Source organism: Cohnella sp. (assembly GCF_041640265.1).
GTDB lineage: Bacteria > Bacillota > Bacilli > Paenibacillales > Paenibacillaceae > Cohnella.
In genome coordinates, this window is record NZ_JBEQAP010000010.1 from 13103 (window position 1) to 32932 (window position 19830).

At 49.1% G+C, this 19830-nt stretch carries 15 protein-coding genes; 4 read left to right on the plus strand and 11 right to left on the minus strand.

What is annotated here, in order from left to right; translation table 11 throughout:
* Window positions 1-7 precede the first annotated feature (7 nt).
* From ACESLK_RS09870 to ACESLK_RS09880, 3 genes are all read right to left on the minus strand, one after another.
* Window positions 8-1786 carry a cache domain-containing sensor histidine kinase gene (locus tag ACESLK_RS09870; RefSeq protein WP_373229249.1) on the minus strand — a complete coding sequence of 593 codons (1779 nt, stop codon included), beginning with the start codon at window positions 1784-1786 and terminating at the stop codon, window positions 8-10.
* Window positions 1787-1948: 162 nt separating this feature from the next.
* Window positions 1949-3433 carry a sialate O-acetylesterase gene (locus ACESLK_RS09875; protein WP_373229250.1) on the minus strand — a complete coding sequence of 495 codons (1485 nt, stop codon included), beginning with the start codon at window positions 3431-3433 and terminating at the stop codon, window positions 1949-1951.
* A 64-nt stretch (window positions 3434-3497) separates the two neighbouring features.
* Window positions 3498-6155, minus strand: a complete 2658-nt coding sequence (locus ACESLK_RS09880) for a family 78 glycoside hydrolase catalytic domain (RefSeq protein ID WP_373229251.1) — start codon at window positions 6153-6155, stop codon at window positions 3498-3500.
* A 136-nt stretch (window positions 6156-6291) separates the two neighbouring features.
* On the opposite strand from ACESLK_RS09880, the gene ACESLK_RS09885 reads away from it, so the two are divergent.
* Window positions 6292-7167 (plus strand): helix-turn-helix domain-containing protein, encoded by an 876-nt coding sequence (locus ACESLK_RS09885; RefSeq protein ID WP_373229253.1) that lies wholly within the window; start codon window positions 6292-6294, stop codon window positions 7165-7167.
* A 110-nt stretch (window positions 7168-7277) separates the two neighbouring features.
* Entirely contained in the window at window positions 7278-8093 is an 816-nt protein-coding gene (locus ACESLK_RS09890; RefSeq protein WP_373229254.1) for an alpha/beta fold hydrolase, read from the plus strand.
* 336 nt (window positions 8094-8429) lie between these two features.
* Here the strand turns inward: ACESLK_RS09890 and ACESLK_RS09895 are convergent, their stop codons facing one another.
* Both ACESLK_RS09895 and ACESLK_RS09900 read right to left on the minus strand, forming a co-directional pair.
* Window positions 8430-9194, minus strand: coding sequence for a TPM domain-containing protein (locus ACESLK_RS09895; RefSeq protein ID WP_373229256.1), 765 nt, complete (start codon window positions 9192-9194; stop codon window positions 8430-8432).
* A 2-nt stretch (window positions 9195-9196) separates the two neighbouring features.
* Complete coding sequence (locus tag ACESLK_RS09900) at window positions 9197-9760, minus strand: LemA family protein (RefSeq protein ID WP_373229257.1); 564 nt, start codon at window positions 9758-9760, stop codon at window positions 9197-9199.
* A 294-nt stretch (window positions 9761-10054) separates the two neighbouring features.
* On the opposite strand from ACESLK_RS09900, the gene ACESLK_RS09905 reads away from it, so the two are divergent.
* Entirely contained in the window at window positions 10055-11167 is a 1113-nt protein-coding gene (locus tag ACESLK_RS09905) for an RNA-guided endonuclease TnpB family protein (RefSeq protein WP_373229259.1), read from the plus strand.
* A gap of 258 nt (window positions 11168-11425) precedes the next feature.
* Here ACESLK_RS09905 and ACESLK_RS09910 read toward each other — a convergent pair whose 3' ends face one another.
* Window positions 11426-12370 carry an aldo/keto reductase gene (locus tag ACESLK_RS09910; protein WP_373229260.1) on the minus strand — a complete coding sequence of 315 codons (945 nt, stop codon included), beginning with the start codon at window positions 12368-12370 and terminating at the stop codon, window positions 11426-11428.
* A gap of 12 nt (window positions 12371-12382) precedes the next feature.
* Window positions 12383-12958, minus strand: coding sequence for a beta-class carbonic anhydrase (locus ACESLK_RS09915; protein ID WP_373229262.1), 576 nt, complete (start codon window positions 12956-12958; stop codon window positions 12383-12385).
* A 199-nt stretch (window positions 12959-13157) separates the two neighbouring features.
* On the opposite strand from ACESLK_RS09915, the gene ACESLK_RS09920 reads away from it, so the two are divergent.
* A complete protein-coding gene (locus tag ACESLK_RS09920; RefSeq protein WP_373229264.1) occupies window positions 13158-14021 on the plus strand; it encodes a VOC family protein in 864 nt (287 codons plus the stop codon).
* A 101-nt stretch (window positions 14022-14122) separates the two neighbouring features.
* Here the strand turns inward: ACESLK_RS09920 and ACESLK_RS09925 are convergent, their stop codons facing one another.
* The 4 genes from ACESLK_RS09925 to ACESLK_RS09940 form a co-directional block, all read right to left on the minus strand.
* The gene (locus ACESLK_RS09925) at window positions 14123-14914 is read right to left on the minus strand and encodes a hypothetical protein (RefSeq protein WP_373229265.1); all 792 of its coding nucleotides are present in this window, start codon (window positions 14912-14914) and stop codon (window positions 14123-14125) included.
* A 126-nt stretch (window positions 14915-15040) separates the two neighbouring features.
* A complete protein-coding gene (locus ACESLK_RS09930; RefSeq protein ID WP_373229266.1) occupies window positions 15041-17158 on the minus strand; it encodes a BglG family transcription antiterminator in 2118 nt (705 codons plus the stop codon).
* Window positions 17159-17239: 81 nt separating this feature from the next.
* Window positions 17240-18715 carry a PTS transporter subunit EIIC gene (locus ACESLK_RS09935; RefSeq protein ID WP_373229267.1) on the minus strand — a complete coding sequence of 492 codons (1476 nt, stop codon included), beginning with the start codon at window positions 18713-18715 and terminating at the stop codon, window positions 17240-17242.
* A 60-nt stretch (window positions 18716-18775) separates the two neighbouring features.
* A complete protein-coding gene (locus tag ACESLK_RS09940) occupies window positions 18776-19819 on the minus strand; it encodes an NAD(P)-dependent alcohol dehydrogenase (RefSeq protein ID WP_373229268.1) in 1044 nt (347 codons plus the stop codon).
* Window positions 19820-19830 lie beyond the last annotated feature (11 nt).

A 19830-nucleotide genomic window follows, 5' to 3' on the forward strand; every position in this document is an offset into this window, starting at 1 on the left:
TTACCTCCTATTGAGCTGCAGGTATGGAAACCATAATGACAGTTCCGATACCGGGTCTGCTGAAGATATTAAACCGATGGTTCTCCCCATAGTATCCGCTCAGCCTCTCGCGTATATTGTTCAGCGCGTAACCGCTGCCTGCCGTATTATCCACCTGTCCCGCCGCAAGGGCATTAAGAGTATCGGCGTTCATTCCTACTCCGTCGTCGATGATTTGGAGCTCGACCCGGTCTTCCTCCAACCGTCCAACGATCCGGATCGTGCCGTGCGCCCGCTTCGGCTCGATACCGTGAATCAAAGCATTTTCCACAATAGGTTGAAGCAAATTCTTGATGATACGACAGGCGTAAATCCGTTCGTCGATATCGAAATGGACGTCAAATACGCTCTCAAATCGGAATTTTTGGATATGCAAGTAGGCTTTCACCATTTCTATTTCATCCCGCAAGGGTATGAACGAGCTTCCTTTGCTTAGAACAAGCCGATAAAATTTGGCAAGCGTATGCGCCAGTTGCTCCGTCTCGGTTGAATTGTCTCTTCGCGCAACCCAAGAAATCGTAGCTAGCGTGTTGTACAAGAAATGCGGGTTCACTTGAGCTTCCAGCGATTTCAGCTCGGCTTCCTTCTCCATTAGCTGAATTTTGTAAACCGTCTCAACTAAATCATGGATACGGCTTGTCATATGGTTGAACGTCAAAGCAAGTTGGGTAAACTCATCGTTAGCCTTTACCGGTACGGAAATATCAAGCGAGCCTTCCTGAACCTTTTTCATCGCTCTAACGAGTCGTTTCAGCCTTCCCAGCAAAGCATTCGTGACGACATAAATAATAGCTCCCAACACGATCAAAGAAGCGGCTAACACGAGAATGATCGTTTTGACAGAGCTTTTCACTTTTTCGTTGAACCGCTCGGTTGGGAATATGCCGACGATTCGGCAATTCAACTCATCGATCGGTACGGAGATGACGATAGATCGGGCGCCGTCCACCGTTTCAACCAGATTTGCCGTTTCATTCTCCGTTCCGATTGCCCTTATGAAATTTGTCGTCCCGTACAAAGATGGGGTATTGCTGGATACAATCGTATTGTTTGCATCCACCACGAACACCTTACCCAGTTCGCTTGTGACCGCTTCCCGCAACACCTGGAAGAGATCAGATTCTTTTACTTGCATCTCCATCATGCCTACTAATTCGTTAGATGAGAGCGAATAGATTTTTCGGTAATAGGAAAAGACGTCAACAGGCTTTGAATCATACAATGAATATTGGAACATTTCGGCTTTATGAAGAGGCCTCCATCCGTCTGAACGGCTTAAATTGTCGACCGCCTGTCGGTACCATTCATTATCCGCAATACGGTCAACCCTGTAAAAGCTGTCGTACAGCTCCGGAATCGTATCGTTCGTCATAAAAACACGGAGCGCGAAGATGTTGCGATTCTGGCGCATTATATTTTCAACAAACGGCCGGATAGTCGATCGGTAATCCTCGATATTGTAAGCATCTTCAATAAATCCGTTAGACAAAAAGGTCTGCAGCTTATTATCGTACACGATAATTGGTGAAAGGTTTTCGATCCATTTAATTTGCTGGCGAATGCTTTCTCTCGTCTGCAGCATATTGTGTTCCATGACTATCTGAGCCTGCTCGATAGCGGACGCGGAAGCCTGCATATACAAATAAACTCCCGTCACGGATAGCGAAACGGCAAGCACAGACAAGTAAGTCAGAACGAATTTCCAAGCAACGCTAAAGCTGGTGTAATGTCGACCTTTGAATTTCACGTTCAGTTGCTCCCCAAGGATAACGTTATGAAATCATTATAACGAACCCAAGCCGTTTTGGGAGCGTTTACTTTACGTTAAGCTAGGCGCTGCCATAAAGTAAAAAAACCGCCAGGACGATAACATCCGTGACGGCTTCCGATGACTACCATAAACAAAACACTAACTCCGCCCCACCCTATTCGTACGGAAAGGTCCCGCCGGAAGACCGAAGCTATTCACCAGATTCGCATCCGGAAAGTTCGCCCAGCCATAGCGCACGGATACTGGAGCACCGACCTCTTCGCTCCACACTTCTACTGAGTTACCACGAATGGCCGCTTGAGCACGGACGTAAACTCCGTCTTCACCAGCGATCTGGAAACCCGTCAATTCATCATCGCGAGCGGCAAGCCCTTCACCGACATGATCGAAGTGAACAATCGCTTTCCCTGAATTCAATTCCATCCGATGATAAACCGGACCAGAGCTCTCCATATCCAAGCCATAGACGGAACGAAGAGCGGCCAACGCCAGACGCTCGCCAACCGGCTTCTTGTTCTGTGGATGAATATCGTTTAACTCTCCGCATTCTAACACGACGGCCATAGCGGTATTCTCAACCGTCTCGGTTACGATCAATTGGGATTCCCGAAGCAACGCCCACTCTTCCCCATCCGGATTGCCGTCACAGCCAAATCCCGGCAGCTGCACGAATAGGAAAGGAAGCTTCGGATCCCCCCAGTCACTGCGCCAAGTATGAATCATAGTCCCCAAGAGCCGATCGTACAATGTCGCCATGAACGCATCGCTCTCGCCTTGGTAATAAATAAAGCCTTTTAATCCGTAAGGCGCAGCTTTTCTAAGCATCGTCTCATACAACCCATTAGGACGCAGAAAGCTTCTAGGAGATACCGGAGGAGGCCATGGATAGTCGCCCAGCTCTACACCTTCCAAACCTAATGCTTGCTTGCGGATGTATTCATTTACTTGATAAGCATATTGCTTCACCGCCGCTTCAACCTCGGCTGGATCCTTGCCGGTGATTTCTGCATAATACTCATCAACATAACACTTAAGCTCCGGATCATCGGTCAGCACCTTTTCCGGTACCCAACAAGAAGCCGAGGTCCCACCCCAGTTGCACCCGACAATACCAATCGGAGCATCAAGCGCTTGCACGAGATCCTTGGCAAAATAGTAGGCAACAGCAGAGAACTCACTCGCCCGCTCGGGTGTGCATACTTCCCAGGAAGAGTCCGAAGATGACTTGCCCTCTTCCCCTTCGTAAGCGATTCTCGGCACGTCATAAAAGCGCACATTCGGGAATGAAGCAGCAGCGATATCCGCTTTTGTATCTGCTAGGCTGTTAAGCCGCCATTCCATGTTCGACTGCCCTCCGGCCAACCATACATCGCCGAATAACACGTCTTGAAGCACGATGGACTCTCCGCCAGACGAAATCGTCAGCTCGTAAGGTCCGCCCGCACCCTGGGCAGGAAGCTCCACCCTCCACTTCCCCTCAGCGATAACGGCTTCTGCCTCAGCTCCAACATATTTCACCGTGATTATTGCTCCGTCTGTTCCCGTTCCCCAGATCGGTACAATACTGTCCCTCTGCAACACCATATGATTCGTAAATATGGGGTTTACGCCAAATCGCGCCATCCGAAGCTTCCCGCCTTTCTGATCTTACCCCATATATCTCACAAAAACGGGTACCTGTCTATATTTATATCTGCCAATTAAAATGATAATTCCCAGAGCCTGCGGTAAGCTGGACTCCCGTAGCCGCTTGCTCCGCGGAGGCTATGCCAGTTACTTGATCGAGCAACAAGCCGTCCTCCGTTACCGACTCCAGCTTAGCATCAGGAAGAATGATCTTAGCCGTAGTATTAGGCGGTATGCTCACTTGAAGCTCAATAGCTCCTGCATCTGATTTCTTCCAAAAAGAGCGAATCTCTCCATACATCGTTTCCAGACGTCCATCTGCCCAAGCGAGCCCTTCACCAAGCTGCGGACGAATGGAAATACGCTTATACCCGACCTGCTCTTCATCGGTATCGATACCCGCGACAACTCGATAGAGCCAATCCCCAATCGCTCCATAGGCGTAGTGATTGAATGAATTCATATCCTTGCTCCAGAAGCTGCCATCTTCCTTGATTCCGTCCCAATGCTCCCATATCGTAGTCGCACCCTTAGTCACCTGATAGAGCCAGGATGGGTAATCCTGCTGGAACAGCAGCTTCAATGCTGCTGCATGCTGACCATTATTGCTTAGAACAAGATTCAAATAAGGCGTGCCGACAAACCCGGTCGTGAGATGGAACTTGCTCTCTTCCAGCAGCTCCATTAGCTTGGCAACGGCCCGCTCCTTGGCCTTTCCTTCCAGCAGCCCGAACATAAGCCCGAGCACTTGCGCCGTCTGCGTCGAGACCGACAACCGTCCTGAAGGAGTCACGAACTCTTCCGTAAATGCCGTCACTATCCGCTCGTATAACTCTCCATAGGCCTTAGCATCGTCCGGCTTTCCAATTATGGCTGCACTCTTCCGCAGCAGGGATACAGAATACGCATAGAAAGCAGTCGCGATATAATCTCTGTCCGTTGCCCCGATATAGGTATCCGGTTTAGAATCTAGTCCCAGCCAATCCCCGAAGTGGAAGCCCGTATTCCAAAGGTATTCATTATCCCCTTGGCTCCGAATGTAAGCAACCCAAGCCTGCATGCTCTCATACTGCTCTTCCAGTATTCGCTTATCTCCGTAACAGAGATAGATCGTCCAGGGACAAATCACGGCCGCATCGCCCCATGCTGCGGAAGAATAGGAATTCCCGTCCAGTACATGAGGGATGACGAACGGAACGCCGCCATCCTCTCGCTGATCCGCCTTCAAGTCGCGGCTCCATTTCGTAAAGAAGGGTGCTACGTTCTTCAAGTAACCTGCAGTTCGAATAAACATCTGAGCATCGCCCGTCCAGCCCAGCCGTTCATCGCGCTGCGGACAATCCGTCGGAACATCGAGGAAATTCCCCTTCAGTCCCCACTCGATATTGTGTTGAAGCTGATTAATGAGCGGATCGGAGCACTGGAAGCTTCCTGTCGAGACCATATCTGTATGCAGGACAACACCCGTGAAATCTTCAAGCCGGACGGAGTCCCCGAAGCCGATCAGCCGAACATACCGGAAACCTTGAAAAGTGAACCGCGGCTCATATGTTTCCCTTCCCTGCCCCTTCAAGACATAACGTATCGTCTGTTTCGCGGAGCGTATATTATCCGTGTAGAAATTGCCTTCCTTATCGAGCACCTCAGCATGATGAATCTGCACTTCCTGGCCAGGTTCGCCTTGGGCGGTAAACCGAAGCCAGCCGACCATGTTCTGACCCATGTCGATTACCGTTTCATCTAACGGTGTCCGAAATAATGCGATTGTCCGGATTTCCTCGATCTTCCGAACGGGATCATTCTCTTGTGAGATCAGGATATCGAGAGATTGCTCAACCAACTCGACTGATTTCCAGCTCTCGTCATCGAAACCAATCGAGCTCCAGTCTGCCAGCTCCAAGCGTGCATCATAGGTTTCTCCATGATAAATTTCGGACATTAATATCGGGCTGGCGGCTGCTTTCCATGTCTCATCGGAAACAACGGTAACTTCGCTCCCATCCTCGTACGAAATGGTCATTTGGACAAATAGCGCTAATCTATCCCCGTACAGGGCCTTATTGCCTTCCCATGCCAGATTTCCTTTATACCAGCCGTTCCCAAGCCATGCGCCCAGGACATTATCGCCTTCTCTGAGGAAATCCGTCACATCATAGGTTTGAACCTGAAGCCGATTCCTGTAGCTGGTCCAGCCCGGCGTGAAATAGCTGTCTCCGACTCTCTTCCCGTTCAGCTCCAATTCATAAAGCCCTAAAGCGGTCGCGTAAATGCGAGCTTGCCGAACCTTGCGGCCCACGCCAAAGCTGGTGCGTACAATCGGACATTGCTCCGAATCAGCAGCAATGACCTGCTCAGGTGCGCTAATCCACTTCGCCTTCCACTCGGATACATCAAGGATTCCCGTTTCCCAATAGGCACCTTCGGACCAGGAGGACTCTGCGCCTTTCGTATCCCAACCTTTAATCCTATAGTGATAACGCTTGCAGGAAACAATGTTGAACCCGATTAATTCCACATGTATGGATTGATCGGATTCCACCTTGCCTGAGTCCCATAGCTTGTTCTCAAAACTTGCATCCTCAGCCACTTCTATCCAATAGGCGGCCTGAATAACGGATCTTTCATCCGATCTCAGCTGCCAGCTGATCCGAGGCTTAACGCAGTCAATACCCACCGGATTTTCCTTATACTCGCAACGCTGCTTTATTATCTCTAGCATGAAATAGCTCCTCTCCAAATAGCAACTTCTACACTTCTGATGATATAATGGACCCGACAACTCTTATACGGGTAAAACAGACATCAACCACCGGCTAAATAGACATCCTCATTCAGGGGAGAGGAGCGGTTTTTACATGAAGCGTTCGATTGAAACTTACAAAGGCGAATATTTTTTCCGCGATACTCTACTGCTTTATATAAATCGATCGACAGAGGATTTCCATGTAGCGCTTCACGACCATGATTTTCTAGAGATAGCCTATGTCGCAGAAGGCAGCGGATTCCATTACCTCCAGAATGAAGTTCACAAGGTTCATAAAGGCCAGCTGTTCTTTATTCCCATCGGCATCTCCCATGTGTTCCGACCTCCTTCATCTGATACCGCCAAACATCCCTTGATCGTGTACAACTGCGTAATAAGCCCGCTTTTACTAAGCAAAATCGCCGATTTCTCAACGGATCTAAAGGTTGCTGAATATATTCAGCACCTCAAAAGCGGGGATGTAGCTTATTTCTCCTATACAGATGCTGGAGACCGCGCGGAGAAGCTATTCTTGTCTATGCACCGGGAATATACCCTTTCTCAGAGCGGCTCTTCAGACTACTTGTATGCCCTTCTGCTTCAGCTTCTCATTGTCATTTACCGCTTTAAACAGGACTCTAAGGAGCTTCCTGAACCGAAGCCGACTCCATTCGCCCACCTCCTCAGCTATATGGATCAGAATTCCCACACGGAGCTATCCCTTGCACATTTATCGCAGATTAGCAGGTGGAGCGAGCGCCATCTGCAGCGCTTATTCAAGCAGCATACGGGGCAAACATTTAACGCCTGCCTGCAATCCCTGCGCATTCAAAAAAGCTGCGAGCTCTTAAGAAGCTCACAACAGAAAATCAGTTCAATCTCCGAGACAGTCGGCTACAAAGATCTCGACTCCTTTAATTCCGTATTCAAGCGAATCACAGGAATGACACCAAGCCAGTATCGGAAGGAGCTTTCAGTTTTGCTCTGATGATGACAAGATGCAGGGGTGAAGGAATTTCCCAAAGCATAGTCCCCCTTATTAAACATACGATGAGAAGGAGTGAATAGCATTCCTTCTCGTTAAAGGGGACTTGTCATGTGGGATACTATATCGAAGTTGAAAGAGGCGTAAAGCTATACATTGAGGATGTAGGGTCGGGAGCTCCCGTACTCATGATCCATGGATGGCCGCTTAATCACAAGATGTTCGAGTATCAGGTCAATCAGTTCCCAAAGTACGGATTTCGCTGCATACAGATCGACCTTCGCGGGTATGGGAAATCTGATACCCCTTGGAGGGGTTATGGTTACGATCGGATGGCAGATGATATTCGTGTTGTTATGGATACTTTGCAGCTTAATGACGTTAGATTGGTCGGCTTCTCCATGGGCGGCGCCATCGCCATCCGTTATATGAGTCGTCACCAAGGTTACCGGGTGTCACAGCTTCTTCTGCTAGCAGCCGCCGCTCCCGCATTTACCCAAAGACCTGACTATCCATACGGGATGACCAAAGATGCTGTCAATCAACTCATTGCGCAAACTTATACAGATCGTCCTCAAATGCTGGAGAAGTTCGGGCAACTCTTCTTCGCAAGCGAAATAAGCCCAAGCTTCAGGAATTGGTTCCATTCGCTCGGATTTAATGCTTCATCTATTGGGACTATCGCTGGCGCAGTTTCTCTTAGAGACGAGGACATGAGGTCGGATTTACCGAAAATTCAAGCTCCAACAACCATTTTCCATGGGGTGCTAGATCAAATCTGTCCCTTCGTGTTCGCTCAGCTTATGAACCAAGGCATAAGGAATTCCACGCTTCTGCGCTTCGAGCAAAGCGGTCATGGCATATTCTACGACGAACTCGAGCAATTCAATCGAAGCTTCCTGCAGGTCTTGCAGTCCAGTGGGAATTAGTTGGATTTCATACATCTAAATTTTTCGGGTTTGACCTTGTTCTGATAAATAGTTGTATTACATACAACTAATTCGATGCCACCGAGCTGTTTAGGGATATATAGAGAACATTAGATGTATGAAATACAACTAGTTGCTCAAAAAACGAGTTTTTGAAGAAATTAGTTGTATGAAATCCAACTAATTTCGCAACAGGATGAATTTTGATCCAAGAAAGTTGCGAAGTTCCGGGTTCCGGGCATTAAATCACTGAAAGTGAGATGCTACCCCAGCGATTTTCAAATCATATAGAAAAGAGCCCGAAACTTTAGGTTTCGAGCTCATCAAGTATCCGACTTACCTGCTTGCACCGCCTCCGCCGGAGGAACCTCCTCCGCCGCGTCCGCCGCCTCCCCCGCCGCCTCTTCGACCGAGCAGGCTTAAGATGCCAAAGGTAATTGCTCCTCCCGTGAACTTGAAATCCAGGAAGATCAAGAAAACGACACCAATGCCCAGTATCAGCTTCATGTACCCAGGTATGTTGGCGAAAAAGCCAGAGCTGTCCTGAACGGGAGGCAATGTTATTCCTTCCGTGATCCCGGCGGGATCCAACCCGTATTCAGCTGCAATCTCATTGATCAGAGCGCTTTGCGTCTGGGAGAACGCCAACTCCAACTGCCCAGTATCTCTATTCGGCACGAAGTATTGATCCAGAATAGCCCCTGCTTTGCCATCCGGTATTCTTCCCTCAAGCCCATACCCGACCTCTATACGGACATGCCCATCCTCTGCGTTATACAGCAGCAGTACGCCGTCGTTTCGTTCCTTGCCGCCCAGTCCCATCTCGCGGAATCTACTGACGGCGAAATCCTCCAGCGTTTTATTATCCAGCGATTGGACGGTCACGATGCCGACTTGCGCTGTCCCGGTCTGCTGATTAAGCCATAGAGCACGTCGATAAAACTCTTCCTTCGCCTGCAAAGAGAGGAGGTCTGCTTCATCCTGAACATACACGCCGTAGGCCGAGTATCCTTGCGCTGCACTAGCTCCGCCCACTGTAAGCAGAAGACCCATCACCATCAGCCAGACAACAGCTACGTATCTTACTTTAGAGAAAAGCATCGTTAAAATTGAACTTCAGGAACGGTTTCAGCGCCAGGAGCAGCTTTGAATAAATCCTTCTTCTCAAAGCCGAACATCGAGGCATAGATAGCAGCTGGAAACCTCCTGATCCTCGTATTGTAGCCAGTCACGGAATTGTTGTAATCCTGCCTGGCCACAGCTATCCGATTTTCCGTGCCTGACAGCTCATCCATCAACCGGGTGAATTGCGCATCCGCCTTCAGGTTCGGATAGTTCTCGACGATGACAAGCAGTCTGGATAATGCGCTTTCTAGTTGACCGTTCGCCTCCGCCTTCTCTGCAGTTGTTCCCGCTCCTGCAAGACGGCTTCTTGCATCCGCAATCGCTTGGAACACTTCCTTCTCATGCGCCGCGTATCCCTTGACCGTATTCACCAGGTTCGGAATCACATCCTCCCGACGCTGTAATTGCGTATCGATCTGCGCTGCTTTATTATCCACGGCAGTCTCCGAGGATACGAGTCTATTGTAGGAGCCCACTGCCGAGAAAATAACGATTAACGCAAGAGCCCCCACTACTAGCAAAGTAACCATTGAACGTTTCATTTTTCCGCCTCCATTATCCTTCTACCTTGCTTAAGTTATAAGAACGCATAATGCTTATCTTCTTTCATTCTTAACGCAAAGGATACTTGTGACTTCAGTCATGAGAGGAATTTGCGTTTTTCTTGCTCCTGTCCATCTCTCCAAAAATCACTCCTTCGCCCCTCCCTCCGTATGAAACATGCAATCAGAATCTGGAAATTAGACTGTCGATGCGAACTGATGTTTGGTATAATGGGGATGAGTGGAAATCGCCCATTATCTCATCATTCCCCTTATATTGTGAGGTGAATCCTATTGAAGCTAACGTTGACAGCGAAAGTAAAAATCATGCCAACGCCTGAACAGATAGCATTATTACGGCAGACGCTACAGGCTTACCGTCATGCCTGCAACTTTGTCTCCAAACAGGTGTTTGAAACGAACGAACGCTCCAAGGCAAAGTTGCATCTGCTGACCTACCGGAAACTGCGTTCTACCTTTTCACTGCGTTCGCAAATGGCCCAGTCCGTGCTCATCACAGTGTTAGCGCGATACAAGTCTCTTGCCGGCAATCGCCACCCCTGGACGGAGGTAAGATTCAAGAAGCCGGAATATGACCTCGTATGGAACCGGGACTACTCCCTAACCACGCACACATTCTCCATCAACACGCTAACCCGTCGCATGAAGGTCCCCTTTGAAAGAAAGGGCATGGAAGCCTACTTCGACGGGACCTGGAGATTCGGTACTGCAAAGCTGGTCCACAAGCGGGACAAGTTCTTCCTGCATATTCCTATGACTAAAGATGTGGATGATGTGTCCGAGTCCTCCTTGCATGAAGTCGTCGGCGTGGACTTGGGCATCAACTTTGTCGCGACGACCTATGATTCAAGGGGGAAGTGCATGTTCTTCCGCGGAAGGCCGATCAAGGACAATCGATCGAAATTCAAACATACGCGAAAGCGACTGCAGCAAGTCGGAACCGCTTCAGCCAGAAGAAGATTAAAACGAATCGGAGAGCGAGAAAACCGCTGGATGACGGATGTGAACCACCGTGTATCGAAGGCACTCGTTCACCAATATGGAGCCAACACCTTGTTCGTTGTGGAAGACTTGACCGGCGTTCGAGGAGCTACAGAGCGTGTTCGGGTGAAGGACCGTTATGTAACGGTATCCTGGGCGTTCTATCAGTTACGCAAGATGATCGAGTATAAGTCAATCAAGTATGGCGCCAAGGTAATTGTCGTCGATCCGCGATACACGTCCCAAAGCTGCCCGAAATGCGGTCATACGAAGAAAGCGAATCGGAACAAGAAAAAGCATCTTTTCTGTTGCAAGGCATGCTCCTACCGCTCGAATGATGATCGCGTCGGGGCCATGAATCTTCAGCGCAAGGGAATCGAGTACCTCGCCGAAGTGGTTGCATAGGTATACCTGTGCAATGGGGCAGTCGTCAACCTGCCTATCGTAACGCCACCTTAAGGAAGGAGGCTGCCAGCCGTTCTCACTTCCGGGCAGTTACAAGCTCGTGACTTCAGTCATGAGTTGTTGACCTTTCTCTTAATCCATTTTGGTTAATCCCACTTCGTATCTCAATGTTACATATTTACAATTCCATACGGAGGATTATGTCCAAGTTTCGGCTTGAAAATAAAATAAGCCGTCTCCGCGGAGACAGCTGAAAAATTATGAAACGGCAATGGCTCGAATTTCTGCAAGTGTCGTTTCATCAAGCGTGACATCTACCGCAGACAACACGCTTAGGATGTGGCTTGGTTTACGAACGCCTACCAGTGCGCTGGTCAGTGCTGGATGAGCAAGCACATAAGCGACGGCTAGCTGGGGAAGTGTAAGGTCGAATCTAGCTGCGACTTCCTTCAGCTTGTTCGCGCGATCTACATTGGCGATCAAGCCTTCGCCTGTGTGAGCTTTGTTGCGGGAGCGCCAATCGTCCTCAGTAAATTTCGTGTCATAAGTATAATTGCCTGAGAGTAATCCGGAAGTGAGTGCGCTGTAAGCGACGACCCCAATCCCTTTCTCCTGACAGTAAGGCAGAAGTTCTTTCTCGATCGCAGGTCGAAGAATTGAATAGGGCGGTTGTACAGAGTCGACATGCCTTACAGTCAGAGACTTCTCCAAGAGAGACACATCATAATTGCTCACACCGACATACCGAACCTTCCCATCCTGAACGAGCTTGTCCATCGCCTGCATCGTTTCCTCCGCAGGAGCATCCTCCGCAGGCCAATGCATCTGGTACAAATCGATGTAATCTGTGCCCAACCGACGGAGAGAAGCTTCCGCCTCCCGAATGACCGAGTCGAACGCGCCGCTTCTCTTCGTGGCTTTGTTCTCATCCCAGACAAGACCGCATTTTGTAGCTAATATAACTTTATCGCGATCATTCTTAAGGGCTTGGCCGATCACTTCCTCGGAATGTCCAAGTCCGTATACAGCTGCCGTATCATAGAAATTCACGCCTGCATCTAAAGCAGCTCTTACGCTGTCGATGGAGAGCTGATCATCCTGATTACCCCAAGCACTCGCCCAGCCGCCGCCTCCGATTGCCCAAGAGCCGAAGCCGATTACCGATATTTCCGGTCCGTTCTTACCTAGCTTGCGGTATTTCACTAGATCATCTCCTTAATTCGTCTTCAACTCATTATAACCGTCGGTAACCAACTCAAGCTTACCTGTCTCCGGGTCCATAAGAAAGCCATGAACGGGAATAAAGGAAGGTACGAGCGGATGCTTGCGAATCATTGATATACTGTGCCGCACACCTTCCTCAGGAGAATCAAAGCCTTTAAGGAAACGGTCCATCCGAATTCCCGAATTCTCTAACGTTTCGATCACAGTTTCAGAAATTCCATTCTGCTTAAATTTCTCCACAAGGGATTTGGAATCCAGCTGGGTCATTCCGCAGCCATGATGTCCGATAACCAGCACTTCCTGCACGCCCATTGAATGAATGGCAACCAATATGCTTCTCATAACGCTGCCGAAGGGCTGTGTTAGAATAGCCCCAGCGTTCTTAATAATCTTGCAATCCCCATTGCGTAAATTAAGAGCCTTAGGCAATAATTCAACTAGACGAGTATCCATACAGGTCAGAATGGCAACTTTCTTATCAGGATACCTGCTTGTTGCATACTTCTCATATTTTTTGCTCTCAACGAATTGACGATTATGCTCCATTATTTCAATAATGATAGACACTAAGATCCTCTCCTTTTAAACTTTTTGTAGATACCAAAAAAACATTGATGTCCCTCCTAGTGTAATACATAACACACATATTTCAAAACTACCGTAAGCTTTATTGCTTTAATGGGTTATCATTTTACAACCTAAGAATTATTTGATATAGTTACATTAAGTAACTAAGTGACTAATTGAAATCTTTGGAGGGATGATAATGTCTCACTCTATACATCCGAACACCGTTCTCGGTATAGTTAAGCTGAAGGTTAGCCATCTGAAAAGGTCCCTTCAGTTCTACACAGACGTTGTTGGCTTGCGTATTCTGAACCAACAAGCTACTACCGCTGAAATGACGGTTGACGGTATAACTCCAATTCTCAGCTTGGAGGAAATTTCGTCAGCCACAATTACTCCCAGAAGATCCACTGCAGGATTATATCACTTCGCTATCCTTGTTCCTACTCGAGAAGCACTCGGACTATCCTTGCGCAACCTGATCAAATCTGGGATTCACATCGGACAGGGAGATCATCTCGTAAGCGAAGCCTTATACATCTCTGATCCGGATAATAATGGAATTGAAATTTATTGCGACCGTCCGCGATCCACCTGGAAGAGAGATGTGAACAACAACATTATTATGGCGTCTGATCCGGTTGATACCGAGAGCTTGCTGAGGGAAGCAGGAGATAAGATTTGGTCCGGGTTAACAACGGATACCATCATTGGCCATATTCACCTGCACGTGAGCGATCTTGCTAAATCCAGAGCATTCTATTGCGACATATTGGGCTTCGACATGGTCGTAGATGGCGGGAGTTTTATGGGCGCCTTGTTCATCTCCGCAGGAGGATATCATCATCATATCGGCTTGAACATATGGGCAGGAGTCGGAGCGCCGCCTCCGCAAGAGCATGGAACAGGACTTAAGTATTACACGATCATCCTGCCCTCAGAATCAGAGCTCGATATTGTCCTTGAGAGAATCAAGAATGCTCAGATTCCATTGATTCAGCAGGATGAAATATGGATCGTTGTAGACCCATCAGGAAATGAAGTCAGACTAACCGCTGCCTGAGCTAACTCCCTTTTCCCCTCTTTTATCGAAAAACCAAACAGACTTGCCGCACGTCTCCGAAGAGATGTCGGGCAAGTCTGTTTTTGTGAGTGTCCAGTTTCTTAAGTAGCTGCGGAAGGTTCGGCTGCCTCCGTCTCGGCTGGCTTCTCTCCGCCAAAGCCTCGACCTATTCCGCCACGATGATGATGACCTTTACCTAACCCTTTACCATTCACAACTCTTTCAGCGAGCTCTGTGACTTTCGCTAATTGCGTCTCTGCTTGCTCTTGTGTAAGCTTACCATCTGTAACGGCTTGGTTAATACTTGCGGTAATGACTGCTTTCTGTGCATCGATTAGCTTCTGAACGTCTACGCCTTTTTCTTCAGCTAGGTCAGCTAAAGATTTGTCTGCGCTTAACTGCTCCTTCACTTCATCAACCGTTAGTCCGAGCAATTTAGCCGCTTCAGTGAAATCCTTAGCAGCGAGGAAGCTGCCGCCCCGGCCCGCCTTCAGCGTTGCCTTCAGGTCAGAGTCGAGCACCTTGTCCAGATTCGCAGTGAAGTCTGCCTTCTGCTCTGCTTGTTTCGTATTGAAGGTGTCCGTCATCACTTTCTTAAGACTGTCACGTGAAACCCCTTGCTCCTCGGCAATCTCGGCTAAAGTCGAACCTGCTTCAACTTTCACTTGAAAGGCTGCTTTATCAAGCTTCAACAGGTCGAGCACTTCCTGGCTGACAAAGCCTTTATGTTTCCCGAATCCACCGCGACCTTCGTATACACCGCTTGTAGCAGACAATTCTGTCTTATCCTCAGATGTATTTCCCGTAACAGTTGCCGCATACGCGCTTAAAGGAATCATAACGGCCAAAACAGCCGTAATCCCTAGCGTTCTTACCTTGTTCTTCATCTTCATTGTTATTCCTCCTGCTCAGTGGGTTTATCTTACTTCACCCATTATCAGCAGCTTTCCTGAAAGTGGAATGAAATAAACCTTAGCAGAACATAAGGATTGGCTGAATGAATTCTGAAAAATTCCTTATTACCTTAACAACTCGCCGGCCAGCTTGATGTAGCCTTTCTTCAGAATGAATCGCAGGCTCTCTACTACTTCTTGAGCGCTGCCCGTCGCCAGCCTTTGAATCAAAGTTTCGTCCTCGATTAACGACATGCTGATCTCTCCGACCAGTTCGGAGTATTCCTTGGGGGTGTCCAAAGGTACGAGGATCGTAAGCACCGTACTCACCGGTACCTGTCGCCCTTTCGCCTGCCAGATGACGTTCTTGTCTAACCGGATGATGGAGATGGCCAATTCGCTGATTCCTTTGCTGCGGCAATGAAGCATGGCTAGCCGGCCATCTTCGACAAGCAAGGGCCCCTGCTCTTCCCTTCTTTCAAGATCCCTTCGCAGCAGCTCGATATCCGTTATTCGAAAACGGATTTGGACAAGCTCCATGATTTGCATGATCAAACTCTGCTTGGAATCCGCTTGCAAGTGATCCGCCACCTCGATATTGTCCAGCAGTGCAGCCAGCGCTTTTCCGAAGCGATCGACCTTGTCTACCGTATCCTCGATTCCGGAGCGGTCTTCCTCTCCTTTGCGATCCGATTTCTGCAGATCAGGCAGCTTCTCCCTTAGCTTGGCAATGTCTTCTTCGCTCAAAAACGGGCTGACCACGAACACATGACTTGTCTCCAGATGAACAGGCAACGTGGATAAGATCAGGTCTACCGGATGGTTATTAGCGAGCCAATCATCCAAGTCGAAAAGAGATACCGAATCCATGACCTGAAGCTCGGGAAGTTTTTTCTTGATTTGCGCCTGAAGCAAACGGGATGTGCCGATTCCGCTAGAGCATACAAGAAGCACCCGGTACTTCTCCGCGCCTGAATTCTGCTTGTTCAGAATAGCCGTACCGAAATGTATGGCCAGATAACCGATTTCTTCCTCCGGCACAGGCTTACCCACTTGTTGCTCTAGGTATTTGGCTGCTTTTGCAGTTGCCTTGAATATTTCAGGATACTCTTCCTTCACATGCTGCAGAAGGGGATTGCGGGCTGCCATGCCAAGTTCGATTCGTTTCACTGCCGAGTTTAAGTGGGTGGTCAAATTCTGGACGAGCATATTGTCGGTTTCAAGCTCTAGCTTAAGTTCCTGTTCAATGATACCAATCATGTTTCGCACATACTCGAGTGTCAGACTGTAATCAAAGTCGTTGCCCATTACATGATTCGAGCGTGCACCTAGGATGTGCATCGTAATATATCCGATCTCACTTTCCGGAAACGTCAGCTCGAGGCGCCGGCTCAGTACGGACGCCAGCTGTTCAGCCGTTTCAAATTCCTTCATGGACTTCAAACGGTCCAGGATCTCGTTCTCGATCGTAACCGATTCATTCATTTTTAATCGTTGGACGGCCATTGCCAGATGCACTACGAATCCCACATAAGCATTGTCGGCCATACGGTAGCCTCGGTTTTGCTCAAACTCCTGAATCACTTGCTCAATCTTCAGCAGCCACTGGGGATCGATAAAATTCAGAAGCCGGCGGCGAATCGAGGAATGAAGCTTCTCGCGCTGTTCGTTGGATTCTTCATACATAAACTCCATCAGCTGCTCTTGGGTCACATTCTCATACAATAAATCAACCAAGGCTTCACGAATGCTTTTCTCCGAACCTTCGATGTATACGCCGATTCCTGGTTTGCGATGCAATTGTATGCCGTGCTGTTCGAACCACGGCTCAATCCTCTGAAGATCGTAGCTGATGGTCGACTCGGCAGCATTAAGTTCTTTGCTTAAGGCGTACAGCTTCTTCGGTTCCTTGCCAGAAAGCAGAATTTGCTTGATGCCGGATTGCCGCTCATCCGCCGAGTAGGCCGGCAAGGCGGAATCGGTCTCGGATAAGATTTGGGCAAGCTCTTCCACTTCCTTGCCATTACCTAACAGCTTGAGCCCAACTCCGATCTTCTTGTCAAACCAAATGCCATACTGCGCGATAAAATAGGCCATCTCGGACAATTCCCTCTGCAGCGTCCGCAAGCTAACGTTTAATCGGTCAGCCAAAGCATTCAAAGGCGCGTAATCGGCTGCTTCGAGAAAGTACAATAAAATTTGCTTCTGCCGGGCATTCAGCTTGATTTTTATTTTCTTTTCCATTATTTGATCACGTCCTTATCGACTGCTTCGGGCTTGTTCCTGGCATCTTGGCTGCTTACTCTTTCAGATGCCTCCTTCCGTTCAACTCTTGCCTACCAAGTGCCTTAATTTGTTCAGGATCATTTCATGGGCAGCGGGGTCCGTATAATCCTCAAACGAGACATAATCGCGCCCGGGTGCGTTATTCATCGCCCTCTTCAACAGATAATGATGGGTTACAATAATTTTGGAATTTTGTGGAATATGATCCAGCGAAGAATATACGACCGTCACCTTTTCCCCGAGTTCCGTCGACCGAAGCTTCTTCCGCAGGATGGCAGCTCCCATGGCGCTGGATCCCAAACCCGCATCACAGGAGAAGCATACCGTGATGATATCATCGTATACGGCAGCAGGAGCTGACTGCCCGGTCTTCGCTTCCACCGTTGCCGCCTTATTCGGGATCACCTTCGATACCGGGCGAAGAACGCGTTTGACTTCGTTCCATTGCTGGACGTACACTAAACGTTGAACGACATCGTGCTCCCTATTTTCCACCGCTTCCTCCGGAATTTCCGGAATCGCCTTGATCACGAGCAGCGAGATCGATAGGGACACCACCGTAGATACTGTGATTCCGAGCAGGATGTAAACCACATCGTCAGGGGGTGAAAGACCCACGATCAGCAGCAGACTCGCTGGGGAAGGGATGGACACCAGCCCCGCGTCCAAGTATTGAAAAACATAGATACCGGCCATATTCCCCGCAATCAAGGGCAGCAGAAGCTGCGGCCGCATGAGCACATAGGGAAAATATACCTCCTGGATTCCGCCTAACGAATGAATGGCCAGCGTAGATGATGCATTGACCCGGGATTTCCCTCTCATCCGGATGATATAGGCCAGCAGCATACCCATTGCAGGCCCCGGATTCGATTCCAGCAGAAAGAAAATCGATTTGCTCAGGTCTTTGATTTGGGAAATGCCAAGCGGACCCAGAATGCCGTAGCTCAGCATATTGTTCAGAAACAGCACCTTGGCGGGCTCAATTATGGCTGCTGAAATGGGAAGCCACCCGGAATAGGCGATTTGTACGATATAGTCGTTTAATTGTTCGATTATACTGGAGAGATACTGCCCCGCATAACTAAAGCAAAAAACGGCCAACGTCCCGGCTAGAACCGCCGAAATGAAGTTGGCCATCAAGAGTTCGAAACCGGAAGGAAGCCTATTCTCAAGCAGACGGTCGATCCGGTTAACGATCCAGCCGATTGCAGGTCCGAGAAGGAAAGCCATGAATATCATCGAGACCGTACTCGCAAGCGCCAGCCCGAACACGACAATGGCTGCAACCGTTCCGCCTCGCTTACCCCCCATAAGATGTCCGCCAGTATAACCGAACAGAACAGGCAGGAGCCAGCTAAGAAGGGGGCCGGTCAGCAGGTTCACGTTATAGTTGGGAAACCACCCATAAACCCCGAAGACAGCCCGAATCAAACCGATCGCGATTAGAATCGCTATGTTTTGGGAAACGATCGTGCTAAGAAGCCTGCCGAACTTGTACATGGATGCAGTCACCAACTTTTGATAGGGTCGAGCGAAATTCCAAACCGCTGTTCGAGCCTTATCGTTACACAGCTATGGCCGAATCACAATCTTTAAGGTGCTGTTTTTCTCGTGAATCGCCTTCTCGAATGCTTGCTGAGTTTCATCCAACGACATATAATCCGTGATCACCGGTTCGAGATCGATATGGTCGCCGGCCATAACCGCTACGCCGGTCGGGTAGGTATTATGATATCGGAAAACGCCGCGAATATCGATCTCGTTGTCTACAATATAAGGGATACTAAGCGGCGTCTCGTTCTCTTGCGGCAGCCCGACCAGAACGACACGCCCACCCCGGCGTACGGCTTGAAGCACTGCCTGAGCGGCGCGGCCATTGCCTGCAGTCTCGATCGCCAAATCTGCCTTCCGCCCTTCGGTTATGCGAAGAATAGCCGCCTGACCTTCCTCTTCCTGCAGGTTGATTACATCCGTCGCTCCCATTTGCAGCGCTCTCTCCAAACGGAACGATTCAAGGTCAACACCAATGATGCGCCTCGCTCCTGCAGATTTAGCTGCCATCAAAGCAAGGATCCCTATTGGCCCCATTCCCATAATAACAACGGTTTCACCAGGAAGCAGTTCACCGCGACGTATGGCATGGAGCCCGACGGAAAAGGGTTCGATCAGCGCCGCTTTTTCATAGGACATGGAGTCCGGAATAGGAAACAGCATATCTGCTCTAATGGCGATATACTCACAGAATGCCCCGTCATAAGGAGGAGTAGCCAGGAAGACGACATGCGGACACAAATTATAGTGACCGGACTTGCAATAGTTGCAGCGTCCGCACGTAACACCAGGCTCGATTGTTACACGCTGGCCTGCGGAGACATTTCGGACCTTGCTGCCAACGGCAACAACTTCCCCGGCAGCCTCGTGTCCGAGAATGATCGGCCTCTCAACCACATAGGGCCCAATTTTTCCGTGTTCAAAGTAGTGGACATCGGAACCGCAAAGTCCGACCGCTTTTATTCGGACAAGCGCCTCATCGGGTCCGTACGACGGAATATCCAGTTCTTTCAGTTCGATGGTGCCGGGCTTTGTGAGCACGGCTGCTTTCATTTTCCCTTGCATCAGCTTTCCCC

Bases quoted from the DNA above. Each gene is read 5' to 3' on its own strand.
- ACESLK_RS09880 (WP_373229251.1), bottom strand. From the start codon at position 6,155: ATGCTAGAGATAATAAAGCAGCGTTGCGAGTATAAGGAAAATCCGGTG.
- ACESLK_RS09895 (WP_373229256.1), bottom strand. From the start codon at position 9,194: ATGCTTTTCTCTAAAGTAAGATACGTAGCTGTTGTCTGGCTGATGGTG.
- ACESLK_RS09920 (WP_373229264.1), top strand. From the start codon at position 13,158: ATGTCTCACTCTATACATCCGAACACCGTTCTCGGTATAGTTAAGCTG.
- ACESLK_RS09925 (WP_373229265.1), bottom strand. From the start codon at position 14,914: ATGAAGATGAAGAACAAGGTAAGAACGCTAGGGATTACGGCTGTTTTG.
- ACESLK_RS09900 (WP_373229257.1), bottom strand. From the start codon at position 9,760: ATGAAACGTTCAATGGTTACTTTGCTAGTAGTGGGGGCTCTTGCGTTA.
- ACESLK_RS09875 (WP_373229250.1), bottom strand. From the start codon at position 3,433: ATGGCGCGATTTGGCGTAAACCCCATATTTACGAATCATATGGTGTTG.
- ACESLK_RS09940 (WP_373229268.1), bottom strand. From the start codon at position 19,819: ATGCAAGGGAAAATGAAAGCAGCCGTGCTCACAAAGCCCGGCACCATC.
- ACESLK_RS09930 (WP_373229266.1), bottom strand. From the start codon at position 17,158: ATGGAAAAGAAAATAAAAATCAAGCTGAATGCCCGGCAGAAGCAAATT.
- ACESLK_RS09885 (WP_373229253.1), top strand. From the start codon at position 6,292: ATGAAGCGTTCGATTGAAACTTACAAAGGCGAATATTTTTTCCGCGAT.